This window comes from Paenibacillus elgii NBRC 100335 (assembly GCF_004000865.1).
Lineage (GTDB): Bacteria > Bacillota > Bacilli > Paenibacillales > NBRC-103111 > Paenibacillus_G > Paenibacillus_G elgii.
In genome coordinates this window covers 1-22,692 of record NZ_BIMB01000042.1, presented here as the reverse complement: position 1 = coordinate 22,692, position 22,692 = coordinate 1, and the positions used below count along the sequence as shown (strand labels likewise).

Here is a 22,692-nt window from a genome sequence, read left to right as displayed (position 1 = left end):
ATGTCAGCGAATTTAAAAGGAGTGGACAACGTTGATTAGCCAATTATCTTGGAAGGTCGGAGGACAACAGGGGGAAGGCGTGGAAAGTACCGACAAAATCTTTTCCACGGCATTGACCAGACTGGGGTACTACTTGTATGGGTACCGCCATTTTTCCTCGCGGATCAAAGGCGGCCACACAAACAATAAGATCAGAATCAGTACGAAACCGATTCGCTCCATTTCCGACGATTTGGACATTCTCGTGGCCTTTGACCAAGAGACGATTGATGTGAATGCGCACGAGCTGCGCGAGAACGGCGTAATCATCGCCGACGCTAAGGTTAATCCGGTCGTTCCGGAAGGCGTTAAAGCAAGACTGTTCCCGGTACCGATTACGGCGATCGCGGAAGAGCTTGGCACTTCCTTGTTTAAGAATATGGCTGCTTCTGGCGCATCTTGGGCTTTGCTTGGTTTGCCGCTTGAAGTGTTTAATAAAGCAGTAGAAGAAGAGTTCGGCCGCAAAGGCGCTGCCGTGGTGGAGAAAAACGTGGAAGCGGTTCGCAAAGCTGCCGAGTTCGTTCTTGAATTGACTGGGGGTCCGCTGCCGGAATTCCAACTGGAGCCTGCCGACGGCAGACAAAAGCTGTTCATGATCGGCAACGACGCTATCGCTCTTGGCGCAGTCGCCGCAGGCTGCCGCTTCATGCCTGCCTACCCGATCACGCCGGCTTCCGAAATTATGGAATACCTGATCAAGACGCTGCCGAAATTCGGCGGAACGGTTATCCAAACCGAAGACGAGATCGCAGCATGTACGATGGCCATTGGGGCCAATTACGGCGGCGTTCGCGCCCTGACGGCTTCTGCTGGCCCTGGTCTTTCCTTGATGATGGAAGCGATCGGCTTGGCCGGTATGACAGAAACGCCTGTCGTTATCGTCGATACGCAGCGTGGCGGTCCAAGTACGGGACTTCCGACGAAGCAGGAGCAATCCGACGTGCTTGCCATGATTCACGGGACGCACGGCGAAATTCCGAAAATCGTTCTGTCGCCTTCGACGATCGAAGAGTGCTTCTACGATGCGATCGAAGCGTTCAACTTGGCGGAAGAATATCAGGTTCCGGTTATTTTGCTGACGGACCTGCAGCTTTCCTTGGGTAAACAAACAAGCGAATTGCTCGATTACAATAAAATCCAGATCAAACGCGGCGAGCTGCAAACGGGTGAACTGCCTGCTCTGGCTGAGAACCAAATGTTTAAACGTTACGAATTCACCGAGAACGGTATTTCCAAGCGTTCGATGCCGGGTCAAAAATACGGCATCCACCATGTAACCGGGGTTGAGCACGCCGAAGACGGACGTCCGTCGGAAAGCCCGATCAACCGTAAGAAAATGATGGACAAACGTTTGGGCAAAATGAAGCAAGTAAAAGTAACCAATCCGATTCTGGTCGACGCTCCTCATGAAGAGCCGGATCTGCTCATCATCGGTATGGGCTCCACGGGCGGCACGATCGACGAAGCAAGACGCCGTCTGGCGGACAAAGGTATGAAAACGAACCACATTACCGTTCGTTTGCTGCATCCGTTCCCGGTGGAAGAAATCAAGCCGTACCTGGAAAAAGCGAAAACGGTCGTCGTTGTTGAAAACAATGCTACCGCTCAGCTCGCTTCCTTGATTAAGCTGAACGTTGGCTACGCTGATAAAATTAAGAGCATGTTGAAATATGACGGTAATCCGTTCTTGCCTGCTGAAATCACTAAATACTGTCAGGAGTTGAACCTTGTATGGCAACGTTAAAAGATTTCCGTAACAATATCAAACCGAACTGGTGCCCAGGTTGCGGCGACTTCTCCGTGCAAGCGGCTATCCAAAGAGCGGCTGCCAATGTCGGTCTGGAACCGGAACAGCTTGCGGTTGTCTCGGGGATCGGCTGTTCCGGCCGGATTTCCGGATACATCAACGCTTACGGATTCCACGGTGTTCACGGACGTTCGTTGCCAATCGCGCAAGGTCTCAAAATGGCTAACCGCGAGCTGACCGTTATCGCCGCAGGCGGCGACGGCGACGGCTTCGCGATCGGGATGGGTCATACGGTTCATGCGATCCGCCGCAACATCAACATCACCTATATCGTTATGGATAACCAAATCTACGGCTTGACCAAAGGCCAAACGTCGCCCCGCAGCGCCGAGGGCTTCAAGACGAAATCGACACCGTCCGGCTCCATCGAGTCCGCATTGTCGCCGCTTGAAGTAGCGCTGGCTGCAGGAGCTACGTTTATCGGTCAATCGTTCTCCAGCAACTTGAAACAGCTGACTTCCTTGATCGAAGAAGGCATGAAGCATGAAGGCTTCTCCTTCATCAACGTATTCAGCCCATGCGTAACGTTCAACAAAGTGAACACGTACGAGTGGTTTAAAGAGCATATCGTCGATCTGGAAGAAACACCGGACTACGATGCTTCCAACCGTGTGGCAGCCATGACGAAAATCATGGAAACCAACAGCCTCGTGACAGGACTTATCTATCAAGACAAGAGCAGAAAAAGCTACGAGGATATGGTTGCTGGCTTCAAGCCGGAAGGTCTTGCGAAGCAAAACATTCAAATCACCGAGCAAGAATTTGAAAAATTGGTGGCGGAATTTAAATAATTTTCCGAATTTTCATAAGCATGCGGCCTTGGGCCGTATGCTTTTTTTATGCCGTGCGGGTATAATAGACTTGAGCTTCATGGTATCTTTTGCATAAGAGAGGGGCACACGGACATGAAACAAGTACCAATCGGCGTTTCCGCCAGACATATTCATTTGTCGAAAGAACATATCGCTATGCTTTTTGGCGCAGGGTATGAATTAAAAGAGATGAAGGCGTTGTCGCAGCCGGGGCAGTACGCCGCCGAGGAAACGGTCGCGGTCGTCGGACCGAAAGGCCGCTTCGATAAGGTTCGCATTTTGGGACCGGCCCGCAGTAAATCCCAGCTTGAAGTATCCCGTACCGATGCGTTCGCTCTCGGGGTAAATCCGCCAGTACGCGAGTCTGGCCATACGGCCGGAACACCCGGCATTAAGGTCATCGGACCGGCTGGCGAAGTGGAACTGGAGGAGGGCGTGATCGTGGCGGCACGTCATATTCATTTTCATACGGACGATGCGGCCAAGTGGGGCATTGCGGATAAACAGGAGCTCACCGTGCGCTTCGAAGGAGAGCGCGGCGTAACGTTCGAGCACGTGATTGCCCGGGTATCCGATCAATTCGCGTTGGACATGCATATCGATACGGACGAAGCGAATGCTGCCGGAATTAAAACCGGCGATATCGGCGTGATTTTAGCCTAAAAAGTCCGGTGAATAAAAAGCGGAGGAGCGGAATCGTTCTGGAGAAGCGGTAGCGTTCGCCTTTGTCTCCGGATTCTAACCACTAAGTGGGTTATAAAATTTTAAGAATCCGGGGACAACAGCGATCGGAAGAATGATACCGCTCACGTAGCGGGGGTCTTATTCACCGGTCTTCTCTCCCCACTCATGAATTTCTTTGAAATGCAGGCTGCAAGCATGATATAATGAAAGGTATGATCTTTGCAGCATACTGCAAGCTTCAGGAGGAATTCATTTCATGACGACAAAAAATAAATCCGAGAAAGATTACTCGATATATTTCCAGCCGCCGTCTCTCAGCGATGCGAAGAAGCGGGGGAAAGAAGACATTCAAGTGCATTACGATTTCGACATTCCGGAAGAGATGCGCGAGATCGGCAAGGACAAGTACTACTTGATTCAAACGTACGGCTGTCAAATGAACGAGCACGACACCGAGACGATCAAAGGGCTGCTGGAGCAGATGGGTTACCGGTCCACCGATGACCGCAAGCAAGCGGATATCATTCTGCTCAACACCTGTGCGGTACGGGAAAATGCCGAAGATAAAGTGTTCGGCGAGCTGGGCCATCTCAAACATCTGAAGATTGAGAAGCCGTCGCTCATCCTGGGCGTGTGCGGCTGTATGTCGCAGGAAGAATCGGTCGTGAACCGGATTTTGAAGAAGCATCCGTTCGTCGATCTGATCTTCGGCACGCATAACATCCACCGTCTTCCGTTCCTGTTGAAGGAAGCGATGTTCAGCAAGGAAATGGTGATCGAGGTATGGTCCAAGGAAGGCGATATCATCGAAAACCTGCCGAAGAAGCGCGAAGGCATCAAAGCATGGGTTAACATCATGTACGGCTGTGATAAGTTCTGCACGTACTGTATCGTGCCGTATACCCGGGGCAAGGAGCGCAGCCGCCTTCCGCAGGACGTGATTGCCGAGGTGCGCGACTTGGCGCGTCAGGGCTTCAAGGAAATTATGCTGCTCGGCCAGAACGTAAACGCCTACGGCAAAGATTTCGACGATATGAAATACGGGCTCGGCGATTTGATGGATGAAGTGCGCAAGATCGACATTCCGCGTGTCCGCTTCACGACGTCGCACCCGCGCGATTTTGACGACCACTTGATCGAGGTACTGGCTAAAAAAGGCAACCTGATGGAGCATATCCATCTGCCGGTGCAGTCGGGCAGCAACGAGATTTTGAAGCGGATGAGCCGCAAATATACGCGCGAGCATTACTTGGAGCTCGTCGCCAAAATTAAAAAGGCGATTCCGGATGTCGTGCTGACGACGGATATCATCGTAGGTTTTCCGGGCGAAACTGACGAGCAGTTCGAGGAAACGATCTCGCTCGTGCAGGAAGTCGGCTACGACAGCGCCTTTACGTTCATCTATTCCCCGCGGGAAGGCACGCCGGCAGCAGGCATGGAGGATAACGTGCCTTATGAGGTGAAGCGGGACCGTCTCATTCGTTTGAACGACGTGCTTAACGTCTACGCCAAGCAGAGCAATGAGCGGTTAAAAGGACAGACGCTGGAAGTGCTGGTCGAGGGCGAAAGCAAGAACAATGCCGCTGTATTGGCCGGCCGGAGTCGCACGAACAAGCTTGTCCATTTCGAAGGGCCGAAGGAATTGGTAGGCCGGTTTGTCCAAGTGAAAATAACGGAAACCCCGACATTCTACATCAAAGGCGAATTGGTCGGAGAAGCCGTGGCTCAATAAATCGAATGCAGGGGCGTGACGAATTCTAATGGCAGAGCAAAAATTTACGAATTGCGGCATGGAGCTGTATACGAATACCGAAATGATCGTGCGCGAAGACATTTTGGATAAGGCCAAGGAGCTGGCGGGGCTGCTGGCTACCTCGAACGAGGTGCAGTTTTTCCAGCAGGCGGAGCAGCAAATTGCCGGAAACGATCACATTCAGACGCTAATTAGCGCGATCAAAAAGAAGCAGAAGGAAATCGTCGCTTTCGAGTCGTTTGAGAATAAGAAGATGGTTGAAAAAATCGAGAAGGAAATCGACGAGCTGCAGGATCAGCTCGATTCGATCCCGATCGTCAGCCAGTTCAAACAATCGCAGGAAGATATCAATTACTTGCTGCAGCTCGTCATGAGTGTCATTCGCGACACCATCTCCGATACGATTACGGTGGAACAAGGAACGGTAGCCCGTTCGGGTTGCAGCGAGTAAACAACATTAATAGGTACACCCAATTAGCTCGAAGACCGGCGTGCAGCCCCGAATGGGGGAGGCAGGCCGGTTTTTTATCGGTTTCAGCTGGTATAATGTGGGGGCGATCACCGGATAATAAGTCGAAAAACTCCTAAGGAGGCACCGCCTGATGTCATTGACAACCCACATTCCCGGTCCGAAAGGCCTGCCCCTTTCCGGCAACTTGCTTGCATTCCGCAAAGATCCGTTAGCGTTTCTCATGAAGGCGCGACAGCAGTACGGAGACGTGGCGCATATTCGCTTCGGACCGTCCCGGCACGTCTATTTGATCAGCGATCCGGAGCAAATTAAAGAGGTGCTGCTCACGAAGCAAAGCGCTTTCCGCAAGGCAAAAGGTTTGCAGACGGCCAAAGCGGTCGTAGGCGAAGGCATTCTGACAAGCGAGGGCGAGAAGCATATGCGGCAGCGCCGCTTGATGCAGCCATCGTTCCGCAAGGATCGAATCGGCAGCTACGCCGAGGCGATGATCGATTACGGTGAAAAGATGCTGGCGTCGTGGAAATCCGGAGAAACCCGGGACATTATGGACGATATGATGCAGCTGACGCTGGATATTATTACGCATACGATGTTTGGGACAAGCATTACGAATGGCGTGAACGATATCAGCCATGCGATTGACGTGGGAATGAAATATGTCACGCATAAAGCGACTTCCGTGATCGACATTCCGGAAAGCTTTCCGACAAAGAGCAATCTGGAATTCAAGCAGTCGGCCGCGACGTTGGACAAGGTGATCTTCGGGATTATTGAAGAACGCCGGAAAAATCCGGACGCAAGCCGCGGCGATCTGCTTTCCATGCTTCTTGCGGCCCGGGATGAGGAAGACGGCTCGGGGATGAGCGACCAGCAAGTGCGGGATGAAGTGATGACGATTTTTCTCGCGGGCCACGAAACGACGGCCAACACGCTCTCTTGGACGTGGTATTTGCTGTCTCAAAACCCAGAGGCGGAAGAGGCGTTTCATGAGGAGCTGGATCAGGTCTTAGACGGCCGTAGACCGACCCATAGCGACTTGGAGAAGCTTCCCTATACGCAGCATGTGGTCTCGGAGTCGATGCGGCTGTACCCGGCGGCATGGGCGATCAACCGGGAGGCGCAGCAGGAAGTGGAGATCGGCGGAAATACATACATGCCGGGAGATACGCTCATGATGAGCCAATATGTCATGCACCGCAGGCCGGACTACTTCGAGGAGCCCGAACGATTCAAGCCCGAACGTTTTGCAGGAGATCTGCTTAAAAAAATTCCGGCATTTGCCTATTTTCCGTTTGGCGGCGGTCCGCGGGTATGCATCGGCAACAACTTCGCGCTGATGGAGGCGGCCCTGCTGCTCGCGACAATCGGCAGCCGTTACACGCTTAGGCTGACGCCCGATCATCCTCCGGTAGAGCCTGAACCGCTTGTTACGCTGCGGCCGAAGGGCGGCTTGCGGATGGTCGTAACGGCAAGAGGGTAGATATGGGCCATGACCGGCGGCGGTCGTTCTAGACATTGGTTCTGGGGCGGGATAGACTGCGCCGGTTCCGGGGAAGCTTTGGGATGTCGGTAACGTTGGCGAAAAGGAGGAGCGGAGGTTGGATATCGTTAAATTTACGATTGATCCGCGCAATGAGGAAGAACGTGAAGCGCTGCTGGAGGAGATTCGCGAACACGGCGCATTGTCGGAAGTGGAGAAGCAGCAACTTGCGGAGGAGCTGAAAGAGCTGCAGCCCGAAGTCACACCCTGAGGCAGTTTAGCAAGCCTGTATCAAACGAAACTGCATACGATAACTGCCCAGAAGCCTCCTTCGCCGATTGCCGGCGGAGGGGCTATTTCATTTGCGGCTGAATTCAGTTTGGGCGGCGGGTATGCTACAATAATCGGAAGAGCGTGCGGATTGAGGTGAACCATAGTTGGAGAAAGACGTATTGACCCGGTTTGGCGTGTCCATGCCGGAGGAACTGATCAAGCGGTTTGATCAATATATTACGGAGCAGGGCTACACGAACCGCTCGGAAGCAATCCGGGATCTCGTACGTAAAGTGCTATTGGAGCCGGGCGGCTTGAAGGCCGATCAGCTCGTAGCGGGAACGATCGTTATGGTGTACGATCACCATGCGGCCGATCTTCCTTTGCAGCTTATTGAGCTGCAGCATCATTACCATCACGACATTATTTCGACGATGCATGTGCATCTGAATCACGATCAATGTCTCGAAATCATTGTCGTTCGCGGCTTGCTATCCAAGCTTCGGGAGCTGCAGCACAAAATTCAAGTACAGAAGGGTGTGCTTTACGCCGAGCTTTCCGTCACGTATTTAGACGAGCGGGGGACCGGACAGGATCACGCCGATGCCGCGGAGCATCATCATAAGTAGCCATTTTTCAAGCGGTGGCCGTTTTCTTTGTTCGCAAAGAAGCGGCCGCCGTTTTTATTGGCCGGCTTCGTTTGAAAGTCTTCAATATCGATTTAAAAAAAGAGAACGAGCGACCGATAAACTAATGGTATGGAAAAGAAAGGTGTTTTTTTCTAAGCCATTAACACATGGAAAAGAGGTAACCGGGAATGACGATGATTGGCATTGATCTAGGAACGACGAACAGTCTGGTCGCTTATTGGACGGAGGACGGTCCTGCAATTATTCCGAATGTGCTCGGGGAGCGTTTGACCCCTTCGATAGTAAGTGTGGACGAAAACGGCGAGATACTGATCGGTCAAATCGCAAAAGAACGATTAATTACTCATCCGGATCTTACGGCAGCTACCTTCAAGCGCTATATGGGAACGGAGAAAACGTATCGTCTGGGACCGTATACTTTTTCTCCGGAAGAGCTGTCTTCGTTCGTCATCAAATCGCTTAAGGCAGACGCGGAGGCTTTTTTCGGACATCCCGTGACGGAGGCTGTAATCAGCGTTCCAGCGTATTTCAACGATACTCAGCGCAAGGCGACGAAGCGTGCGGCTGAATTCGCTGGCTTGAAGGTGGAGCGGCTGATCAGCGAACCGACGGCTGCGGCGATTTCCTACGGTCTTCATCAGCAGCAGGACAATACCAAGTTTCTCGTCTTCGACTTGGGCGGCGGCACGTTCGACGTTTCCATCCTGGAGTTTTTCGAGGGCGTGATGGAAGTGCAGTCGATAGCCGGTGACAACTACTTGGGCGGAGAGGATTTTACCCAACTGCTTGTTTCTTACTTTATCGAAACCCATGGGATCGACTTCCAAGAGCTGGATTTTAAAGCCCGTTCCGCGCTGTTCAAGCAGGCTGAAATATGCAAAAGGCTTTTAGGCTCGGACAACGAAGGGAAAATGAGCTTCACGCTGGAAGATCGTACGTACGAGGTGACTTTGAACCGCAACGATTTTGAGAAAATTGCCGGGCAGCTTATGCTGCGGCTGCGTCATCCGATCGAGCGCGCACTGCGGGACGCTTCCTTGTCGCCGGACGATCTGGATGCGGTTATTTTGATCGGAGGGGCGACCCGAATGCCGATCATCAAATCGGTGGTTAGCAAAATGTTCGGCCGGCTGCCATTTACCCAAATCAATCCCGATGAGGCCGTTGCCTTGGGAGCTGCCATTCAAGTTGCACTGAAGGAAAGAAACGAAGCGTTGAAAGAGGTTGTTTTGACGGACGTATGTCCTTATACCCTTGGTATTGAAACCACGAAGCGGATGGGGAACGATAAATTTGACGACGGTCATTTCTGCCCGATTATCGAGCGGAACACCCCGATTCCTGTTAGTAAAGTAGAGTCGTTTTGGACGCTTCACGATAATCAGTCAAGCATACGCGTGATCGTTTATCAAGGGGAAAGCCGGCGGGTGGAAAATAACCTGAAGTTGGGCGAGCTGCTTGTCGAGGTGCCTCCCGACAAAGCCGGTGAGCAATCCATCGACGTCCGGTTTACGTATGATATTAACGGCATTCTGGAGGTCGAAGTCACTACGGTCAGCACGGGCGTGAAAAAGAAGACGATTATTCAGAAAAATTCGGGCAAGCTGTCGGAGCTGGAAATTGAGGAAAGATTGAACCAACTGAAAGACATCAAAATCCATCCCCGCGAAAGAACGGAGAATCGGCTGCTGCTTGCCAAGGGCGAACGGCTGTACGAGGAAGCGCTCGGGGAGAAACGGTCGGAGATTGCGTTTTTGCTAGAGCAGTTCGAACGGGTTCTCGCCTCTCAAAATGAGTACGAAATCAAAAAGGCATCCTCGGTTCTCCGGAAGCAGCTGGAGCATTTGGAGAGGTGGCGTGACTATTAATGCGGATGTGGGAAATACTGGGAATTTACCCGACGCATGAGGTATCGGCGATTAAGAAAGCTTATGCCGCTAAGCTGAAAGTCCATCATCCCGAGGACGATCCGACCGGTTATCAGCAGCTAAGGGAAGCGTATGACCAGGCGATAAAGCTGGCGAAGCGGCAACAGAAACAGACGAGTCGATCGGACGAAGAGCCGGAAGCTTTCGAGAGATCAGTCGTCAGGGAGGAAGACGGGAGCGAAGCGGAAGACGTCGCAGAGCATGAGGAAGACGAGCTGTATGATGAAGACGACGGACCGCAGCGCATTCCCCGTATGGTCATTTGGCAAGAGCAGGGCAAGGAAAGAGACGCCCCCGAAAGCCAAGCGGAGCATTTTATGGAGCGGGTAGAGGAGCTTTACGGCAAATTTCCGTCGCGAATCGATCCGAACCAATGGGCTGAGCTGTTGAATTCCGACGTCGTATGGAACATCAACCTGCAAAACGGCATTTCTGGCCGGCTGCTTGATTTTTTGGAAGAACATTATTTTTTGCCTAAAGAGGTTTGGAAGCTTCTGGACAGCGCGTTTCATTGGAATGGGCTGGTTGCGGAAGACAAGGAAAGCTTCTTGGAACAATACCCCCAAGTATACAGTTACGCTTTTGCGGAATCGTACGAAGTGGCAAACATGGGGTATTCCCTTCTGCTGGGTGCGGGGGAGGTCGATCATGAAGCCTATCTTCATTATCGCGAGGATGCCTGGTTGGCTTTGATGAATAACGATATGCAGGCTGCCAATCATTCGCTGCAGAAGGCTAGGGAACTTTTCGATGCGGACCCGGCCGTGATTCGTTTAGAGGCCGAATACGGCTGGCGCAGCGGGGAGTCGGAGAGGACGCTTGCTATGAGCAATCGTCTGATTCAGTTGTGTCCCGACCAGGTAGACGGCTATTTATACCGTTCGCGCATATGGATGCAGTCTGGAAAACTGCCTGAGGCGGTACAAGACCTGCAGCACATTCTTACACAATTTCCGGACCACATGCCCGCGCTCTCGCTGGCAGGGACCTGTTATAAAAGACAGGGTGATCTGGAAAAGGCCAAGGAGATGTTCCAACGCATTCTTGCTTTGGATGCGAACGATATCGAAGCGGTTTTGGCTTTGGCGGAAATCAATGCGCTAATTATAAAAGAGTTGAGAGTACGGCGTGAAAAAGGCAGCGGACGCGTTGTTCGGCGGCTTTACGGAGAGTTGGGAAAAGTGCCTCTGCATAAGCGTTTGAAGAATGCCGCTTATTTTTTTGTTTCTCATAAATGGTTCAGCCTGATTTGCATTGTGGCGCTGCATTTCTGGATAGCGAGTTCGTTTGTGAAGCATACGGGGGAGACGCCCTTGGCCTATTGGAGTGAAACTATGAGGCCGGTGAACGTCATGAACGTATCTTCTGCGTCCGATTGGGAGCTTCTGTCTCCGAGAGCGGCTGCCGTGCGGGTCAAGCTCGCCGATGCGTCTTATATGGCTATTCAAGAAGTAAAGGTCAAAGACAACAGCGGTAAGGAGACGACGAAGTACCTTTCCTTGGACGAGGCGAAGAAGCAGGGACTCCAATCGAACATTACAGGTCATATTTGTATGGGCTATCTCGATGGAGAAGCGATCCTTGTAGTCGGCAATTATAAGCAAGCCAAAGAAATTTACGATTCTCGAAGGATAGAGCTTGAAGGCACTGTTCGCCCCATGCCTGACGAGCTTAAGACGGAAATCGAGAAATGGAAAAACCGAAGCTCGAAGAGCGGGATTTCGAAGCCGCTTTCCCTGTCCGACAACTATATCGACGCCACAACGAAGCCGAGCAAGAAGGCTCTCCCAAGCCTGCCATGGCGGATTTATTTTTATTTGTTCATTTTAGGGTTGTTTTATATTTCGGTGCTGCGGGAGTTGCGGAGAGTTAGCAGGTTCTTCGGCTATAACTGATAAGTGGGGAGAGAACATGTCTATGACCACGGCGGCGGAGAAGGTAATGAACGATTACGTTGAGGCGATGACTTCGTTATGTATCGTCGGGAAATTCGGTGACTATTTTTTGCACAATCCTGAGATGATCTTCGAGCGGCGAAGCATTTTACGGGGGCTGCTCAGGTTTTGGAACCTCGAAAATGCAGAGGACCTTAAACAAAATATAGAGTGGACGATAGCGGAAGGAGCCAGAAAGGAATTTGCGGAGCTGTACAGTAGGCTATTATCCGTTTCGGAGGCCGAACGAGCTTCGATCGGACAAAATACCGACGATCCTACACGCAAACATAGGCTGTCCGTTGTCACGCAATATTTGTGGCGCATGCCAACCGTCGGCATAGCGGCGCACGATTATTCCATGGCGGTATACAGGGCCTGTGCCGGACGGAAGCTGGGTTATTTAACGGAACCGGAGAAGTGGGCTTATATCGAAAAGGTCATCCCGATGGTCAAGGGCGATTTTTCCAGTTGGAAGGACTACCTATTTAGCTTTCATGTGGGCGCCGTCTTTACATCCCATCTCTTGAATGGAGATTATGTAAGTGAAAACAGCGTATTGCTGACGAAGCTGCTATTTTCGCGTAACGATTCCTTTCGGAGGGCGACCTTGGGCTAGACTTTGGTCGGAAAGAGAGCGTGAAGTCCGATACAAATGTGGAAAATTCTAGATATCAAACCAACGAATGAACTATCCGTCATCAAAAAGGCTTATGCGCGGAAATTAAAGCAGCACCATCCCGAGGACGATCCGGAAGGCTATCAGCGGCTTCGGGAAGCTTACGATCAAGCGGTTCGCGCGGCAAAACGAAATCTTAAGTTCGATTCATTTCGTGATTTGACGGAGGAGGCTGCCGTCGAGCGAGGAGAGAGCGGGCAGAGCGATACCGGGCAAGATGAGCAAAAAGAGGAAGGTCAGCCGGTTGTTATTCCCTCCCGGATGCTGTTTGCGGACCCGGCCGCTAGGGTGAAGAGCACTGAAGAACGGTTAAATGAGTTTATAGAAAAAGTAACCGGCGTATACCGCGACATCGCGCAAAGGATCGACAGCGACTCGTGGCTGAAGCTGCTCAATGACGATATGATGTGGGATGTCAAGCTTCAACGCGAGGTCTACAAACGAATGACCGTGTTTTTGGATCGGCAGCCCTATTTGCCCAGGGACGTCTGGCAGCTGCTCGAAAGCAGCTTCTGCTGGAAAGAAAGGGCGCAGGACGATCCCGAATCGTTTTCCAGGCAGTTTCCCAACGTGTTTCTTCACGTGTTTGCCGAACCTTATTACGCCACGAGCCTGCGCTTCACTTTCCTTACCAAGGCGGGTGACATCGATTGCGAGGCTTTTCTGAGGTATCGGCTGGGCGCGCTGCTGGCCTTGAAACATCATCACATGGAACAAGCCGAAGAGATGTTGGAGCGGGCATATGAGCTGTTTCCCGACGATCCGGACTTGCTGCGGCTGCAAGCAGAATATTATCTCCGGCTTGGCAGCTTGAGCCGTGCGCTGACTGCCATCGACCGCTGGATGGCTTTGACTCCCGACGATCCGGAGCTGTATTGGTACCGTGCCCGAATTTATGTTAAAAGCAACCGGCTGACCGAGGCGATTCATGATGTGACATACTTTCTTTCGCACGATCCGGGTCATCTCGCCGCGTTGTCTCTTGCGGCAAAATGCTATACAAAGCTGGGAGATCCGGCATCCGCACGCGACATGTACCTTCGGCTGCTCGAGCAGCAGCCCGACGATATCGAAGCGCTTGTCTGTCTCGCCGAAGGCGGGCATCCGGAGACCGGACCGACGAGCATGCCAGCGTCTCCGGCGGCATCGGTCGATCCATTGCCGGCTCGCGATACCGAACGCACGGCTCCACACCTCCCGGAACAACAAGCTGGGACTAATAAATCGTCGTTTTTTTCCATAAAAAACTTGCCTTTAATATTGGTATTGGGCTGGTTCTTCTTATGCTTAATTCGGATGTTCTTTCGTTAAAATTTTCCCGGTACGAGAAAAGAAAGGAGGCCTGTTCGCTTCGTCATGGATTATTACGATCCCGAAGTTCGCGCTCAATTGGCGCTGTATGTCCACGCCATGTCTTCCTTATGCATGAAAGGGCAGATGGCTTTCTCACTGGCCAAAAACATGCAGGCGGTGTTCGAAAACAAACGACGTCTTCAAAGCGCGTTAGAGCTATGGGAAATTGAAAATTCCGACTTATTGAAAGCAGAGCTTCAGTGGCTGTTCGAAACCGGGGTGCGGAAAGAGTTTGAAGATTGCCAAATGCTGCTATCGGGGCTTTCCGACACGGAACGAAGCGGCTATTTGCAGTCGCTCCCACCGGGTGAGGCCCATACGGGCAAGCTGCACGTCGCGGCTTATTACTTAACGCGTTTGCCTGTAAAGGGGATCGCGGCATTCGACTATTCTTGGTGCGTTTATTTATGCTGTGCCGGCTATCGTCGCGGTTATTTGTCCGAAGAAGACCAATGGAGAATCGTCGCTATGTGCGTCAGACACGTCCGTATCGCTTATGCAAGCTGGAAGGACTATATCATTGGTTTTGCGGCAGGCGCCGACTTTCATCAAGCTTCCTCTTCCTTAGACCATGCGAAAAAATACAAGGATTTTTTCGTGAAGCTGCTTACGGCACCGGAAAGTCCTTTGAGGCAGGCCAACTTAAGGTAAGTTCAAAAAACGATTCAGCGCGGCTGCTCTCCGTTTCTTTTCACAGGGGGCGGCCGCGTTTCTTTGTCATGAAAACTGCCGCTCGTCCATATAGTTTAACGATGACCGGCTGCTGGAGCCCCGATCGGAATGGAGTGAGACGCGAATGAGCGGACAAGCGGATTTGAGCCGGATTACGCTGCATGTTACCGGTATGACGTGCGCGGCTTGCGCCGCGCGCATCGAGAAGGCGGTCGGCAAAATGGAAGGTGTGGCGGAGGTCAGCGTCAATGTTGCTTTGGAGCGGGCGGTCGTCTTGCTGGATGCGAAGCAGGTGCGGACAGAGCAGATCGAAGCCCGGATCGCGCAGCTCGGATTTGGCGTCCGCCTGCTGAATTCGGACGATGGCAAGTCAGCCGCCGAAAGCGGTTTAGAAATTCGTCGCAGCCGGGCAATGTTCCTGCTTTCGCTTGCTTTTACGCTGCCTTTCTTCTGGGCGATGATCCCGCATCATGCGGCCTCTTCCTCGCCCTGGGTGCCCGAGCTGCTGGCGAACCCATGGTTTCAGCTTGCGCTTGCCGTTCCGGTGCAGTTCGGTTTCGGTCTCCCTTTTTACATTCGGGCCTACGAAGCTTTGAAAAACGGAAGCGCGAATATGGATGTGCTGATTGTTCTGGGCACGTCAACCGCCTTTTTTTATAGTCATTATTTGTTGTTTCATCCTGGGCAGGCCATGATGGGGAGCGGGCACCATAGCCCATACTATTTCGATACGAGTACCATGATTATTACGATCGTATGGCTTGGCCGATGGATCGAAGCGTCCGCCCGGAAGCGCACGGCAGATAGTCTCTCGCAGCTTTATGCGATGCAAACGGACACGGCCTGCATGCTGACCCCGGATGGCGAACGCCGGGTTCCGGTGGACACGCTGAAGGAGGGCGACCTGCTCCGCGTCCGTCCCGGCGAGCGGGTGCCTCTCGACGGCATCGTCGCGCAAGGGATATCCGCGGTGGACGAATCGCTAATCACCGGGGAAAGCATGCCGGTTAAGAAGCGAAAAGGAGACCGCGTCATCGGCGGAACCTTGAACAGCTCCGGCGTGCTGGAAATCCGTGTCTTGCGCACGACCGGTCAAAGCACGATAGCCCGGATGATTCGGATGGTGGAGGAAGCGCAGAATGCGAAAGCGCCGATTCAGCGCGTCGCCGACAAAATTGCCGCGGTGTTTGTTCCGGTCATTGCCGCTACGGCCGTATGTACCTTTTTGTACTGGTACGGATTAGGCGAGCCAGGTGCTGCGGGTGGGGCTTTGGAGAAGGCGATTGCCGTGCTGCTGATTGCTTGTCCATGCGCCTTGGGACTGGCGACGCCGGTATCCATTCTGGTCGCATCGGGCCGTGCGGCTCAGAAGGGCATCGTTTACATGGAAGGGGCCGCACTGGAGCGGCTTCATCAAACGGACATTCTTTTGTTCGATAAAACGGGGACGGTGACGTTCGGGACACCCAAGGTGACCGATGTGATTGCCGCAGAAGGCGAAACGCAGGCTACGCTGCTGAGCAAGCTTGCGGGTGCGGAACAGCTCTCCGAGCATCCGCTCTCGCGAGCGGTTGTCGATGAGGCCGAGAGGCGGGGATTGCGGGTGCCCGACTGCGGCAGCTTCTTGGCCGTTCCCGGCTGCGGGGTTCGGGCGGAGGTGCACGGACGCGGGATCGTCGCAGGGACTCGGCGTTGGCTGGAGGAGTTGGGCATCCCTTTTGCGGAAACGGAAAAGGCTGCCGGTCCGCTGCGCAGCCAGGGGAAGCAGCTGATCTATGTGGCGGTGGACGGCCGTCCGGCCGGGGTCGTCGCTCTCGCCGATACGGTTCGGCCGACGGCGGCACCGGCACTGCGCCAGCTTAAAAAACAGGGAATGGACATCCGATTGGTGACCGGAGATCATGCCGCAGCGGCAAAAGCGGTTGCGGAACGGCTTGGGAATGTTCGGTATTATGCGGATATGCTTCCAGACCAAAAGCTCGGGCTCGTCCGGCGGCTGCAGAGCCAAGGGAAGCGGGTGACCATGGTCGGTGACGGTATAAACGACGCGCCGGCGCTCGCGGCCGCAGATATCGGCGTAGCCGTCGGTAACGGAACGGACGTAGCCAAGGCAGCAGCTGATGTACATTTGTTAAAAAGCGACTTGAAAGCTATGGCCGATGCCGTGAGGATCAGCCGAAAGACGATGACAAATATTTACCAGAATATGGCGTTATCTTTCTGCTACAATGCTTTGGCGATCCCTGCTGCCTTAAGCGGCCATTTGGCGCCGTGGATGGCGTGTACGGCTATGGCTTTAAGCTCTTTGACGGTCATTATTAACGCACTTCGGCTGAAACGGGTGTAATTCCCTTCATTCCAAGAGAAGAAGGCGGGGAAGAGAAGATGGCGATCGGCGTTCATGATCTCACGCTGGCTTGGCTTGCCGGATTGCTCGGCGCCCCGCACTGCATCGGAATGTGCGGCGCGACCGTCTCCGGCTTTGCGCTGCAAGCGAAGGGGAGTCCGCTGCGTTCCGTTCTGGCTTACAATGCCGGCCGGATTGTAACCTACGCCGCGCTCGGGGCGTTTATGGGCACGGTCGGCTCGTTCGTCGACGGTGCGGGGAAGCTGGCGAATGTGCAGGGGACAGCGAGCTTATTGGGCGGCTGTCTTATTTTGCTGTGGGCTTTGCGGCGTACCGCCCTCCCGCTGCATAGACTGGACCCGCATCGGCTGCCGCTTGTCCGGGGGCTTACGGCACGGTACCGGACGGCTGAGGAGGCCGGAGCCGCGTTCGTAAGCGGTCTGCTGCTCGGATTCCTTCCCTGCGGATTGACCTATGCCATGGAAATGAATGCGGCGGCGAGCGCAAGTCCGCTGCATGGCTTGCTGCTTATGCTGCTGTTCGGTCTGGGCACCGTGCCTGCGCTGGTTTCCGTCGGGCTGTTTGCGGGCAAATTGAACAAGCGGCTGCGGAGCAAGGCCGCCATAGCCGGCCAATTCGTTGCCGTCTGGATCGGAGTGCTGTCCGTCCTGCGGGGCTTGGCTGCGGCCGGATGGATTCCCAGTGTTCACCCCTGGCTTTGGTAATAAATTGTAAGGGATTGTCCTCAAAACCGTCATAAATGAAGTGAAAAATAGCCCGGGGGAGTCATAGGCAGGCGCCGGGCGATCCGATACAGTGAAGGCAGGCAAGGGAAAAACCGGAAATTAGCGGACGGCGGCAAAAGGAAACCGGACCCGGAGCGATTTGTCTCCGGACGTTATCGTCACGTCGGCAGCGGACGAGCCCGGCATAAGCGGAATGCCTTCGCCGACGTATATACCGGCCTTCGTTTCCGTCAGGGTAAAGGGGCTCGCGCCGCATAGCATTTGCGGCATCGAGATGGTGGCGGCCCCGGTCGCGCCGCTCACCGGCCGGCCCGCTGCGTCCCGAAGCGTGACGGTAAACGTGGCAGGCTTCAGCGCTGTGGCCGGGCTCGGGTGAAGCGACACTTGAATCCGATAGCCTTCTACCATAAAATCCGAGACCGGCGGGAACTGCGGGGAGGTGGCGGCGAATTGCCGGAAGCCGAACCCAATCCCCAGGACGATTATGGCGCCAAGGCCGAAGAGGCGAAGCCAAGCGGTGTTGGGCATAGCGGCCGTATCCCTGCCTTTCCGGGTCATATCGTTTCATATGTATCCCGGGCCAAGCTCCAATATTCCTCAAAACAAAGGTGGTAATGGTCATGAAGCGAGCCTGGATCCCATTGGCGGTCGGATTGCTGTTGTTAGCCGGACTTATAACGGCTTGCGGCGGGGGCAAAAGCGGTGCGCCGGCGAACGCCCCCTCCAAATCGGCAACCGGCGAAGCGTCTAGCGCGGAGGCGATTTACAAGGCGAACTGCGTCTCCTGTCACGGGGCCGATCTCTCGGGCAAAGTCGGTCCCAATCTTCAGAAAACGGGGGCCAAGCTGAGCCAAGAGCAAATCACGGCCAAGATTCAGAACGGAGGCGGGGGGATGCCCGCCTACAAAACTACGTTGAAGGAGCCGGAAATTCAGGCATTGACGGAATGGTTGTCCGCCAAGAAGTAACCGAAGGGAGCGCGTCCCGCCGAGTGGACGCCTCTCTTTTTTTTTACTAATTTGGAGGAGAGGAGGCGGTATAGCAGCGGCCGTTTCATGAAATTGTCAAGGTTATCGCAGCAGCGGAGTGTTTTTCCGTTGGAAATTGTGGTATTTTGGTAAGCAAACGGTTAAACTATACTGTTGGTTCGAAAGGGGTTTGAACAGAAGCTATGGCAACTATCATTTTGATTGTTTGCTTGCTTGTTATGGGCACGTTTTTCAGCTTGGCTTTCGTGTGGCTGTTTCAGAAAAAAAAGGGACTTGCCATCAGCTTTACAATTCTGGGCCTCGTAAGCGCATTCGTGTTCTATTACGCCATTTTTCAGGGCTGGCTTGAGCTGCCGGTGCAGTACGGATGAGTGACGGATGCAAGCGTGCGAACGTTTTTCCAGGCGCCGAGGTACTTATCGTCCTGAAGCAGGATCAGCGGACGGGAAAGCTGACGCGCGGCATCGTGAAGGATCTGCTGACGAATTCGGCGACGCATCCGCACGGCATCAAGGTGCGTTTGACGGACGGACAAGTCGGCCGGGTCAAGGAAATCGTCAATCCGGCAGCAGCGAAGTCGGAACAGAAATAATCGTGCCTCTCCCTGCGTATCCTGTAGCGTCTAAGATAAAAAAGCGAAGGGGAGAGCGCTTTTATGTCTGTTTGTCCGCTTCCGCCGGTACCGTACGTTCCGCTGCCGCCGGCTCATGCCCACGCGTTCATTGGCTGGACCTCCGTGGCACTGGGGCATTTCCATGGCGTCGAGATGTTCGTCTATGCCGTGAACGGAGACGGAACGGATGGGCACGTGCACAGGTATCAGGGGCATACGAAACTGGCCATGGGCCACTTTCACCGTTTCATCGGGATGACGGGACCGCCGATTACGCTGCCGGACGGCTCTCATTATCATGAGATCGACGCGCAGACGGACGACGAGCCGTTCGAGTTTAAGCAAAATTATTACAAGACCGTGCTATCGATCAAAAGGCACACGCACAAATTTGCCGGACGGACGGGACCGGGGATCGGCTACGAGCCTCCGGGCTGGTAAAAGCCATAGAGTATCTTTTTCAGACGCGGATGTGGACGATCCGGGTCTTTTTTGTTGGTCTTGTTTGCTCAGAAATTCAATGTATTCGGATCGATATTATAAACATAATTCCATTGTGATTGAAACTGAGGGATACTCGGTAAAGTACGGCTCATTCAATAGGTCGCTTTCGTTTACTTTGTGGATCGCTCAGGAAAATGGATGAAAACATTATTCCAAAATGAATTAAAGTGAGGTATACTTAAAAGGACAACGGGGAACGGGGGGAGCAAGATGAAATCATGGCTGAAAAAACTGAGGCCGTTGGGGGCGATCTTTTGGACCTTCTGCAAAATCAGTCCGGTCACGTTCGGCGGCGGCTACGCGATGATCCCTGTTATGGAACGGGAGGTCGTCGGCAAACGGCGATGGATCGAACCTCATGAGATGAGCGGCGTCTTGTCGATAGCCGGATCGGCTCCGGGCGGTGTAGGCGTCAATGCGGCGGCGTTCATCGGTTACCGGCTGGCCGGGGTGCCGGGGGCTGCGGTTGCGGTCGGCGGAATGACGCTGCCGGCTTTTTTGATCGTATTTTTGCTGAGTCTTGTGTTTCGGGAGATTTATGACTTGCCGAAAGTGGCAGCGGCTTTTCAAGGCATTCAAGCGGCGATTGCCGCCTTGATCATCATTTCGGCGTATAACATGGGGAAAAGCTCCGTCGTGGACCGTACGACGCTGGCTACGGCGGCTTTCACGGTCGTACTGCTGCTTGTTTTTCATGTGCATCCGATGCTGGTTATTGTGATCGGACTCGTGATCGGGCATTTGCTTGTCCGCATCAAACGAAAGCTCGGTTACCGCGTGTTCGAAACTAAGGACGAGGAGCCTCCAACTGCCGGAAATGGCTATAAATATGCGGATTACTTTATTGCAGACGGGATTTAGAACGGGGTGACGGTTATGCTATGGAGCTTGTTTGCGGTATTTCTTAAAATCGGTCTTGTCTCGTTCGGCGGAGGGTATGCGATGATTCCGCTGATTCGGCATGAGGTGCTGCTCAACGGCTGGATGGAGGAGCGGCAGTTTACGGATACCGTCGCGTTGGCAGGGATGGCTCCGGGACCGATCGCGACGAACAGCGCCACCTTGATCGGCTACGAAGCCGCCGGCGTTCCCGGAGCGATCCTGTCGACGCTCGGCATGGTGCTGCCGTCGCTGGCAATTATCGTGTTCATCGCCGCGTTCTTTTTCCGGATGCAGCAGCGGCCGTGGGTCAAAACGACGTTCTACGGGCTGAAGCCGGTGGTGACCGGGATGATCGTATACGCGGCGATTCACTTCAGCTTGCCGGGAAGCGGAGCCGATTGGATGAGCTGGCATACGGTCGGGATGATGATTATTTTGGCGGTATGTCTCGGCGCGTTGATCAAATACCGTCTGCATCCGCTTGCGGTGATCGTCCTCTCGGGCGTTCTGGGGATTGCTTTCTTCCAATAAATCGAGAATCGTACAAGCTCAGCCCCGTTAAGGGGCTTTCTTTGTGCGGTTGTGGTACAATAAAAACCGAATTTGCCGTACGTTGGAGTGAACGAATATGGGAGAACTGCCGATAGATCGCGTTTTAACGCAGTTGAAAGAGAAGCTGGACGAGCATACGAATGCCGTGCTGGTAGCGCCGCCCGGTGCAGGCAAGACAACCCGCGTGCCGCTAGCGCTGCTGGAAGAGCCATGGGTGGCCGGACGCAAAATTATGATGCTGGAGCCGCGCCGGCTGGCTGCGCGAGCCGCGGCCCGGTACATGGCGTCCCGGCTCGGAGAACAGGTCGGCGAAACGGTGGGTTACCGGGTCCGGTTAGATACGAAGGTCGGACCGAAAACGCGCATCGAAGTCATCACGGAAGGCGTGCTCACACGCCTGCTGCAGGCCGATCCCGCGCTTGAGGACGTGGCCGTCGTTATTTTTGACGAATTCCATGAACGAAGCTTGCACGCGGATCTGGGCTTGGCGTTTGCGCTGGAGTCGCAAGCGGTGCTGCGGGACGACCTGCGCATCCTGGTCATGTCGGCAACGCTGGACGCGGCTCCGGTCGCCGCGCTGATGCGCGATGCGCCGGTTGTAGTCAGCGAGGGCCGCAGTTATCCCGTGGAGACGCGGTATTTAAGCAAGCCTGTGGAAGGAAAGCTGGAGCCGACGGTCGCCGCGTGCATCCGTCAGGCGCTGGCCGCCGAAGAAGGGGATTTGTTGGCGTTCTTGCCCGGAGCGGGTGAAATTCGGCGCGTGGAACGGCTGCTGCTTGAAGCGGGACTCGGTCCGCAGGTGCGGATCGCTCCTTTGTACGGGCAGCTTGCTCAAGGGGAGCAGGACGCGGCCATTGCGCCGAGCGTACCGGGGCAGCGCAAGATTGTGCTCGCCACCTCCATCGCCGAATCGAGCTTAACCGTAGAAGGGGTGCGTATCGTCGTCGACGGCGGCCGGATGCGTGTGCCGCGGTTCTCGCCCCGGACAGGCATGACGCGGCTGGAGACGGTCACCGTTTCGCGGGATTCGGCGGACCAGCGCCGCGGACGGGCCGGACGTACGGCTCCCGGTGTGTGCTACCGGCTCTGGACGGAGCAGGAGGAACGCCGGCTGGTGCCTCACCGGGCGCCCGAGATCATGGAAGCGGATCTGGCCGCGCTTGCGCTTGAGCTTGCCGCTTGGGGCGTCGCGGAGCCGGCGCGGCTCGCTTGGCTGACGCCGCCGCCTGCAGCGGCCTACGGTCAGGCGGTCGCGCTTCTGAAGCAGCTCGGCGCACGGGGAGACGACGGAGCGATTACCCCGCATGGCCGCTGTATGGCTGATCTCGGTGTATCGCCTCGGCTTGCGCATATGATGCTGCGGGCGGTGCCGCTTAGGCTTGGCGGGCTGGCCTGTGAGTTGGCCGCGCTGCTAAGCGACCGCGATTTGCTGCGTTCCCGGCCGGACTCGCCCAATGCGGACCTGCGGCTGCGCGTGGAGGCGCTTCGCGGAGGGGGTGCCGTGCAGGCGGCAGAGCCGGCGG

23 protein-coding genes are annotated in these 22,692 nt (G+C 54.4%); 22 read left to right on the top strand and 1 reads right to left on the bottom strand.

Annotation, left to right across the window (positions count from 1 at the left end):
* Nucleotides 1-31: 31 nt before the first annotated feature.
* The 15 genes from PEL01S_RS24950 to PEL01S_RS24885 all read left to right on the top strand — a co-directional run bounded on the left by PEL01S_RS24950 (nt 32) and on the right by PEL01S_RS24885 (nt 17,608).
* Nucleotides 32-1,783: a 2-oxoacid:acceptor oxidoreductase subunit alpha gene (locus PEL01S_RS24950; protein WP_108534249.1), complete on the top strand. Its 1,752-nt coding sequence runs from the start codon at nt 32-34 to the stop codon at nt 1,781-1,783.
* Entirely contained in the window at nt 1,771-2,637 is an 867-nt protein-coding gene (locus PEL01S_RS24945; RefSeq protein WP_010491176.1) for a 2-oxoacid:ferredoxin oxidoreductase subunit beta, read from the top strand. The genes PEL01S_RS24950 and PEL01S_RS24945 overlap by 13 nt, the downstream gene beginning before the upstream one ends.
* Before the next feature lie 114 nt (nt 2,638-2,751).
* Nucleotides 2,752-3,321 (top strand): phosphate propanoyltransferase, encoded by a 570-nt coding sequence (gene pduL, locus PEL01S_RS24940; RefSeq protein WP_063178627.1) that lies wholly within the window; start codon nt 2,752-2,754, stop codon nt 3,319-3,321.
* Nucleotides 3,322-3,598: 277 nt separating this feature from the next.
* Complete coding sequence (miaB, locus tag PEL01S_RS24935; RefSeq protein WP_063178574.1) at nt 3,599-5,074, top strand: tRNA (N6-isopentenyl adenosine(37)-C2)-methylthiotransferase MiaB; 1,476 nt, start codon at nt 3,599-3,601, stop codon at nt 5,072-5,074.
* A 28-nt stretch (nt 5,075-5,102) separates the two neighbouring features.
* Nucleotides 5,103-5,546, top strand: coding sequence for a YlbF/YmcA family competence regulator (locus PEL01S_RS24930; protein WP_010491172.1), 444 nt, complete (start codon nt 5,103-5,105; stop codon nt 5,544-5,546).
* A gap of 151 nt (nt 5,547-5,697) precedes the next feature.
* Entirely contained in the window at nt 5,698-7,047 is a 1,350-nt protein-coding gene (locus PEL01S_RS24925; RefSeq protein WP_127462183.1) for a cytochrome P450, read from the top strand.
* 118 nt (nt 7,048-7,165) lie between these two features.
* Nucleotides 7,166-7,318 (top strand): hypothetical protein, encoded by a 153-nt coding sequence (locus PEL01S_RS34635; RefSeq protein WP_164824317.1) that lies wholly within the window; start codon nt 7,166-7,168, stop codon nt 7,316-7,318.
* Between the two features lie 166 nt (nt 7,319-7,484).
* On the top strand, nt 7,485-7,949 hold the full coding sequence (gene nikR, locus PEL01S_RS24920; RefSeq protein ID WP_082866832.1) for a nickel-responsive transcriptional regulator NikR: 465 nt from the start codon (nt 7,485-7,487) through the stop codon (nt 7,947-7,949).
* Between the two features lie 188 nt (nt 7,950-8,137).
* Entirely contained in the window at nt 8,138-9,838 is a 1,701-nt protein-coding gene (locus tag PEL01S_RS24915; protein ID WP_127462182.1) for a molecular chaperone HscC, read from the top strand.
* Nucleotides 9,838-11,793 carry a J domain-containing protein gene (locus PEL01S_RS24910; protein WP_127462181.1) on the top strand — a complete coding sequence of 652 codons (1,956 nt, stop codon included), beginning with the start codon at nt 9,838-9,840 and terminating at the stop codon, nt 11,791-11,793. Before PEL01S_RS24915 ends, PEL01S_RS24910 begins: the two co-directional genes overlap by 1 nt.
* Before the next feature lie 16 nt (nt 11,794-11,809).
* Nucleotides 11,810-12,451: a DUF1266 domain-containing protein gene (locus PEL01S_RS24905; protein ID WP_127462180.1), complete on the top strand. Its 642-nt coding sequence runs from the start codon at nt 11,810-11,812 to the stop codon at nt 12,449-12,451.
* 36 nt (nt 12,452-12,487) lie between these two features.
* Nucleotides 12,488-13,822 (top strand): J domain-containing protein, encoded by a 1,335-nt coding sequence (locus PEL01S_RS24900; protein WP_127462179.1) that lies wholly within the window; start codon nt 12,488-12,490, stop codon nt 13,820-13,822.
* Nucleotides 13,823-13,867: 45 nt separating this feature from the next.
* Nucleotides 13,868-14,515 carry a DUF1266 domain-containing protein gene (locus tag PEL01S_RS24895; protein ID WP_127462178.1) on the top strand — a complete coding sequence of 216 codons (648 nt, stop codon included), beginning with the start codon at nt 13,868-13,870 and terminating at the stop codon, nt 14,513-14,515.
* Between the two features lie 145 nt (nt 14,516-14,660).
* Nucleotides 14,661-16,883, top strand: coding sequence for a heavy metal translocating P-type ATPase (locus PEL01S_RS24890; RefSeq protein WP_127462177.1), 2,223 nt, complete (start codon nt 14,661-14,663; stop codon nt 16,881-16,883).
* 38 nt (nt 16,884-16,921) lie between these two features.
* Nucleotides 16,922-17,608 carry a sulfite exporter TauE/SafE family protein gene (locus PEL01S_RS24885; protein ID WP_127462176.1) on the top strand — a complete coding sequence of 229 codons (687 nt, stop codon included), beginning with the start codon at nt 16,922-16,924 and terminating at the stop codon, nt 17,606-17,608.
* Between the two features lie 120 nt (nt 17,609-17,728).
* On the opposite strand, the gene PEL01S_RS24880 is transcribed toward PEL01S_RS24885, so the two are convergent.
* Nucleotides 17,729-18,157, bottom strand: a complete 429-nt coding sequence (locus tag PEL01S_RS24880; protein ID WP_163767631.1) for a FixH family protein — start codon at nt 18,155-18,157, stop codon at nt 17,729-17,731.
* Nucleotides 18,158-18,249: 92 nt separating this feature from the next.
* Between PEL01S_RS24880 and PEL01S_RS24875 the strand changes: the two genes are divergently transcribed.
* The 7 genes from PEL01S_RS24875 to hrpB all read left to right on the top strand — a co-directional run.
* The gene (locus PEL01S_RS24875; RefSeq protein ID WP_239551131.1) at nt 18,250-18,597 is read left to right on the top strand and encodes a c-type cytochrome; all 348 of its coding nucleotides are present in this window, start codon (nt 18,250-18,252) and stop codon (nt 18,595-18,597) included.
* Nucleotides 18,598-18,800: 203 nt separating this feature from the next.
* Nucleotides 18,801-18,989, top strand: a complete 189-nt coding sequence (locus PEL01S_RS24870) for a hypothetical protein (RefSeq protein ID WP_010491154.1) — start codon at nt 18,801-18,803, stop codon at nt 18,987-18,989.
* A complete protein-coding gene (locus PEL01S_RS24865; RefSeq protein WP_127462173.1) occupies nt 18,986-19,210 on the top strand; it encodes a YwbE family protein in 225 nt (74 codons plus the stop codon). Before PEL01S_RS24870 ends, PEL01S_RS24865 begins: the two co-directional genes overlap by 4 nt.
* Before the next feature lie 63 nt (nt 19,211-19,273).
* A complete protein-coding gene (locus PEL01S_RS24860; RefSeq protein ID WP_127462172.1) occupies nt 19,274-19,672 on the top strand; it encodes a YmaF family protein in 399 nt (132 codons plus the stop codon).
* A gap of 273 nt (nt 19,673-19,945) precedes the next feature.
* Nucleotides 19,946-20,596: a chromate transporter gene (locus PEL01S_RS24855; protein ID WP_127462171.1), complete on the top strand. Its 651-nt coding sequence runs from the start codon at nt 19,946-19,948 to the stop codon at nt 20,594-20,596.
* A 15-nt stretch (nt 20,597-20,611) separates the two neighbouring features.
* The gene (locus tag PEL01S_RS24850; protein ID WP_063178540.1) at nt 20,612-21,148 is read left to right on the top strand and encodes a chromate transporter; all 537 of its coding nucleotides are present in this window, start codon (nt 20,612-20,614) and stop codon (nt 21,146-21,148) included.
* 97 nt (nt 21,149-21,245) lie between these two features.
* Nucleotides 21,246-22,692 (top strand): ATP-dependent helicase HrpB (gene hrpB / locus PEL01S_RS24845; RefSeq protein WP_127462170.1); only part of this gene is annotated, 1,447 nt, incomplete at its 3' end.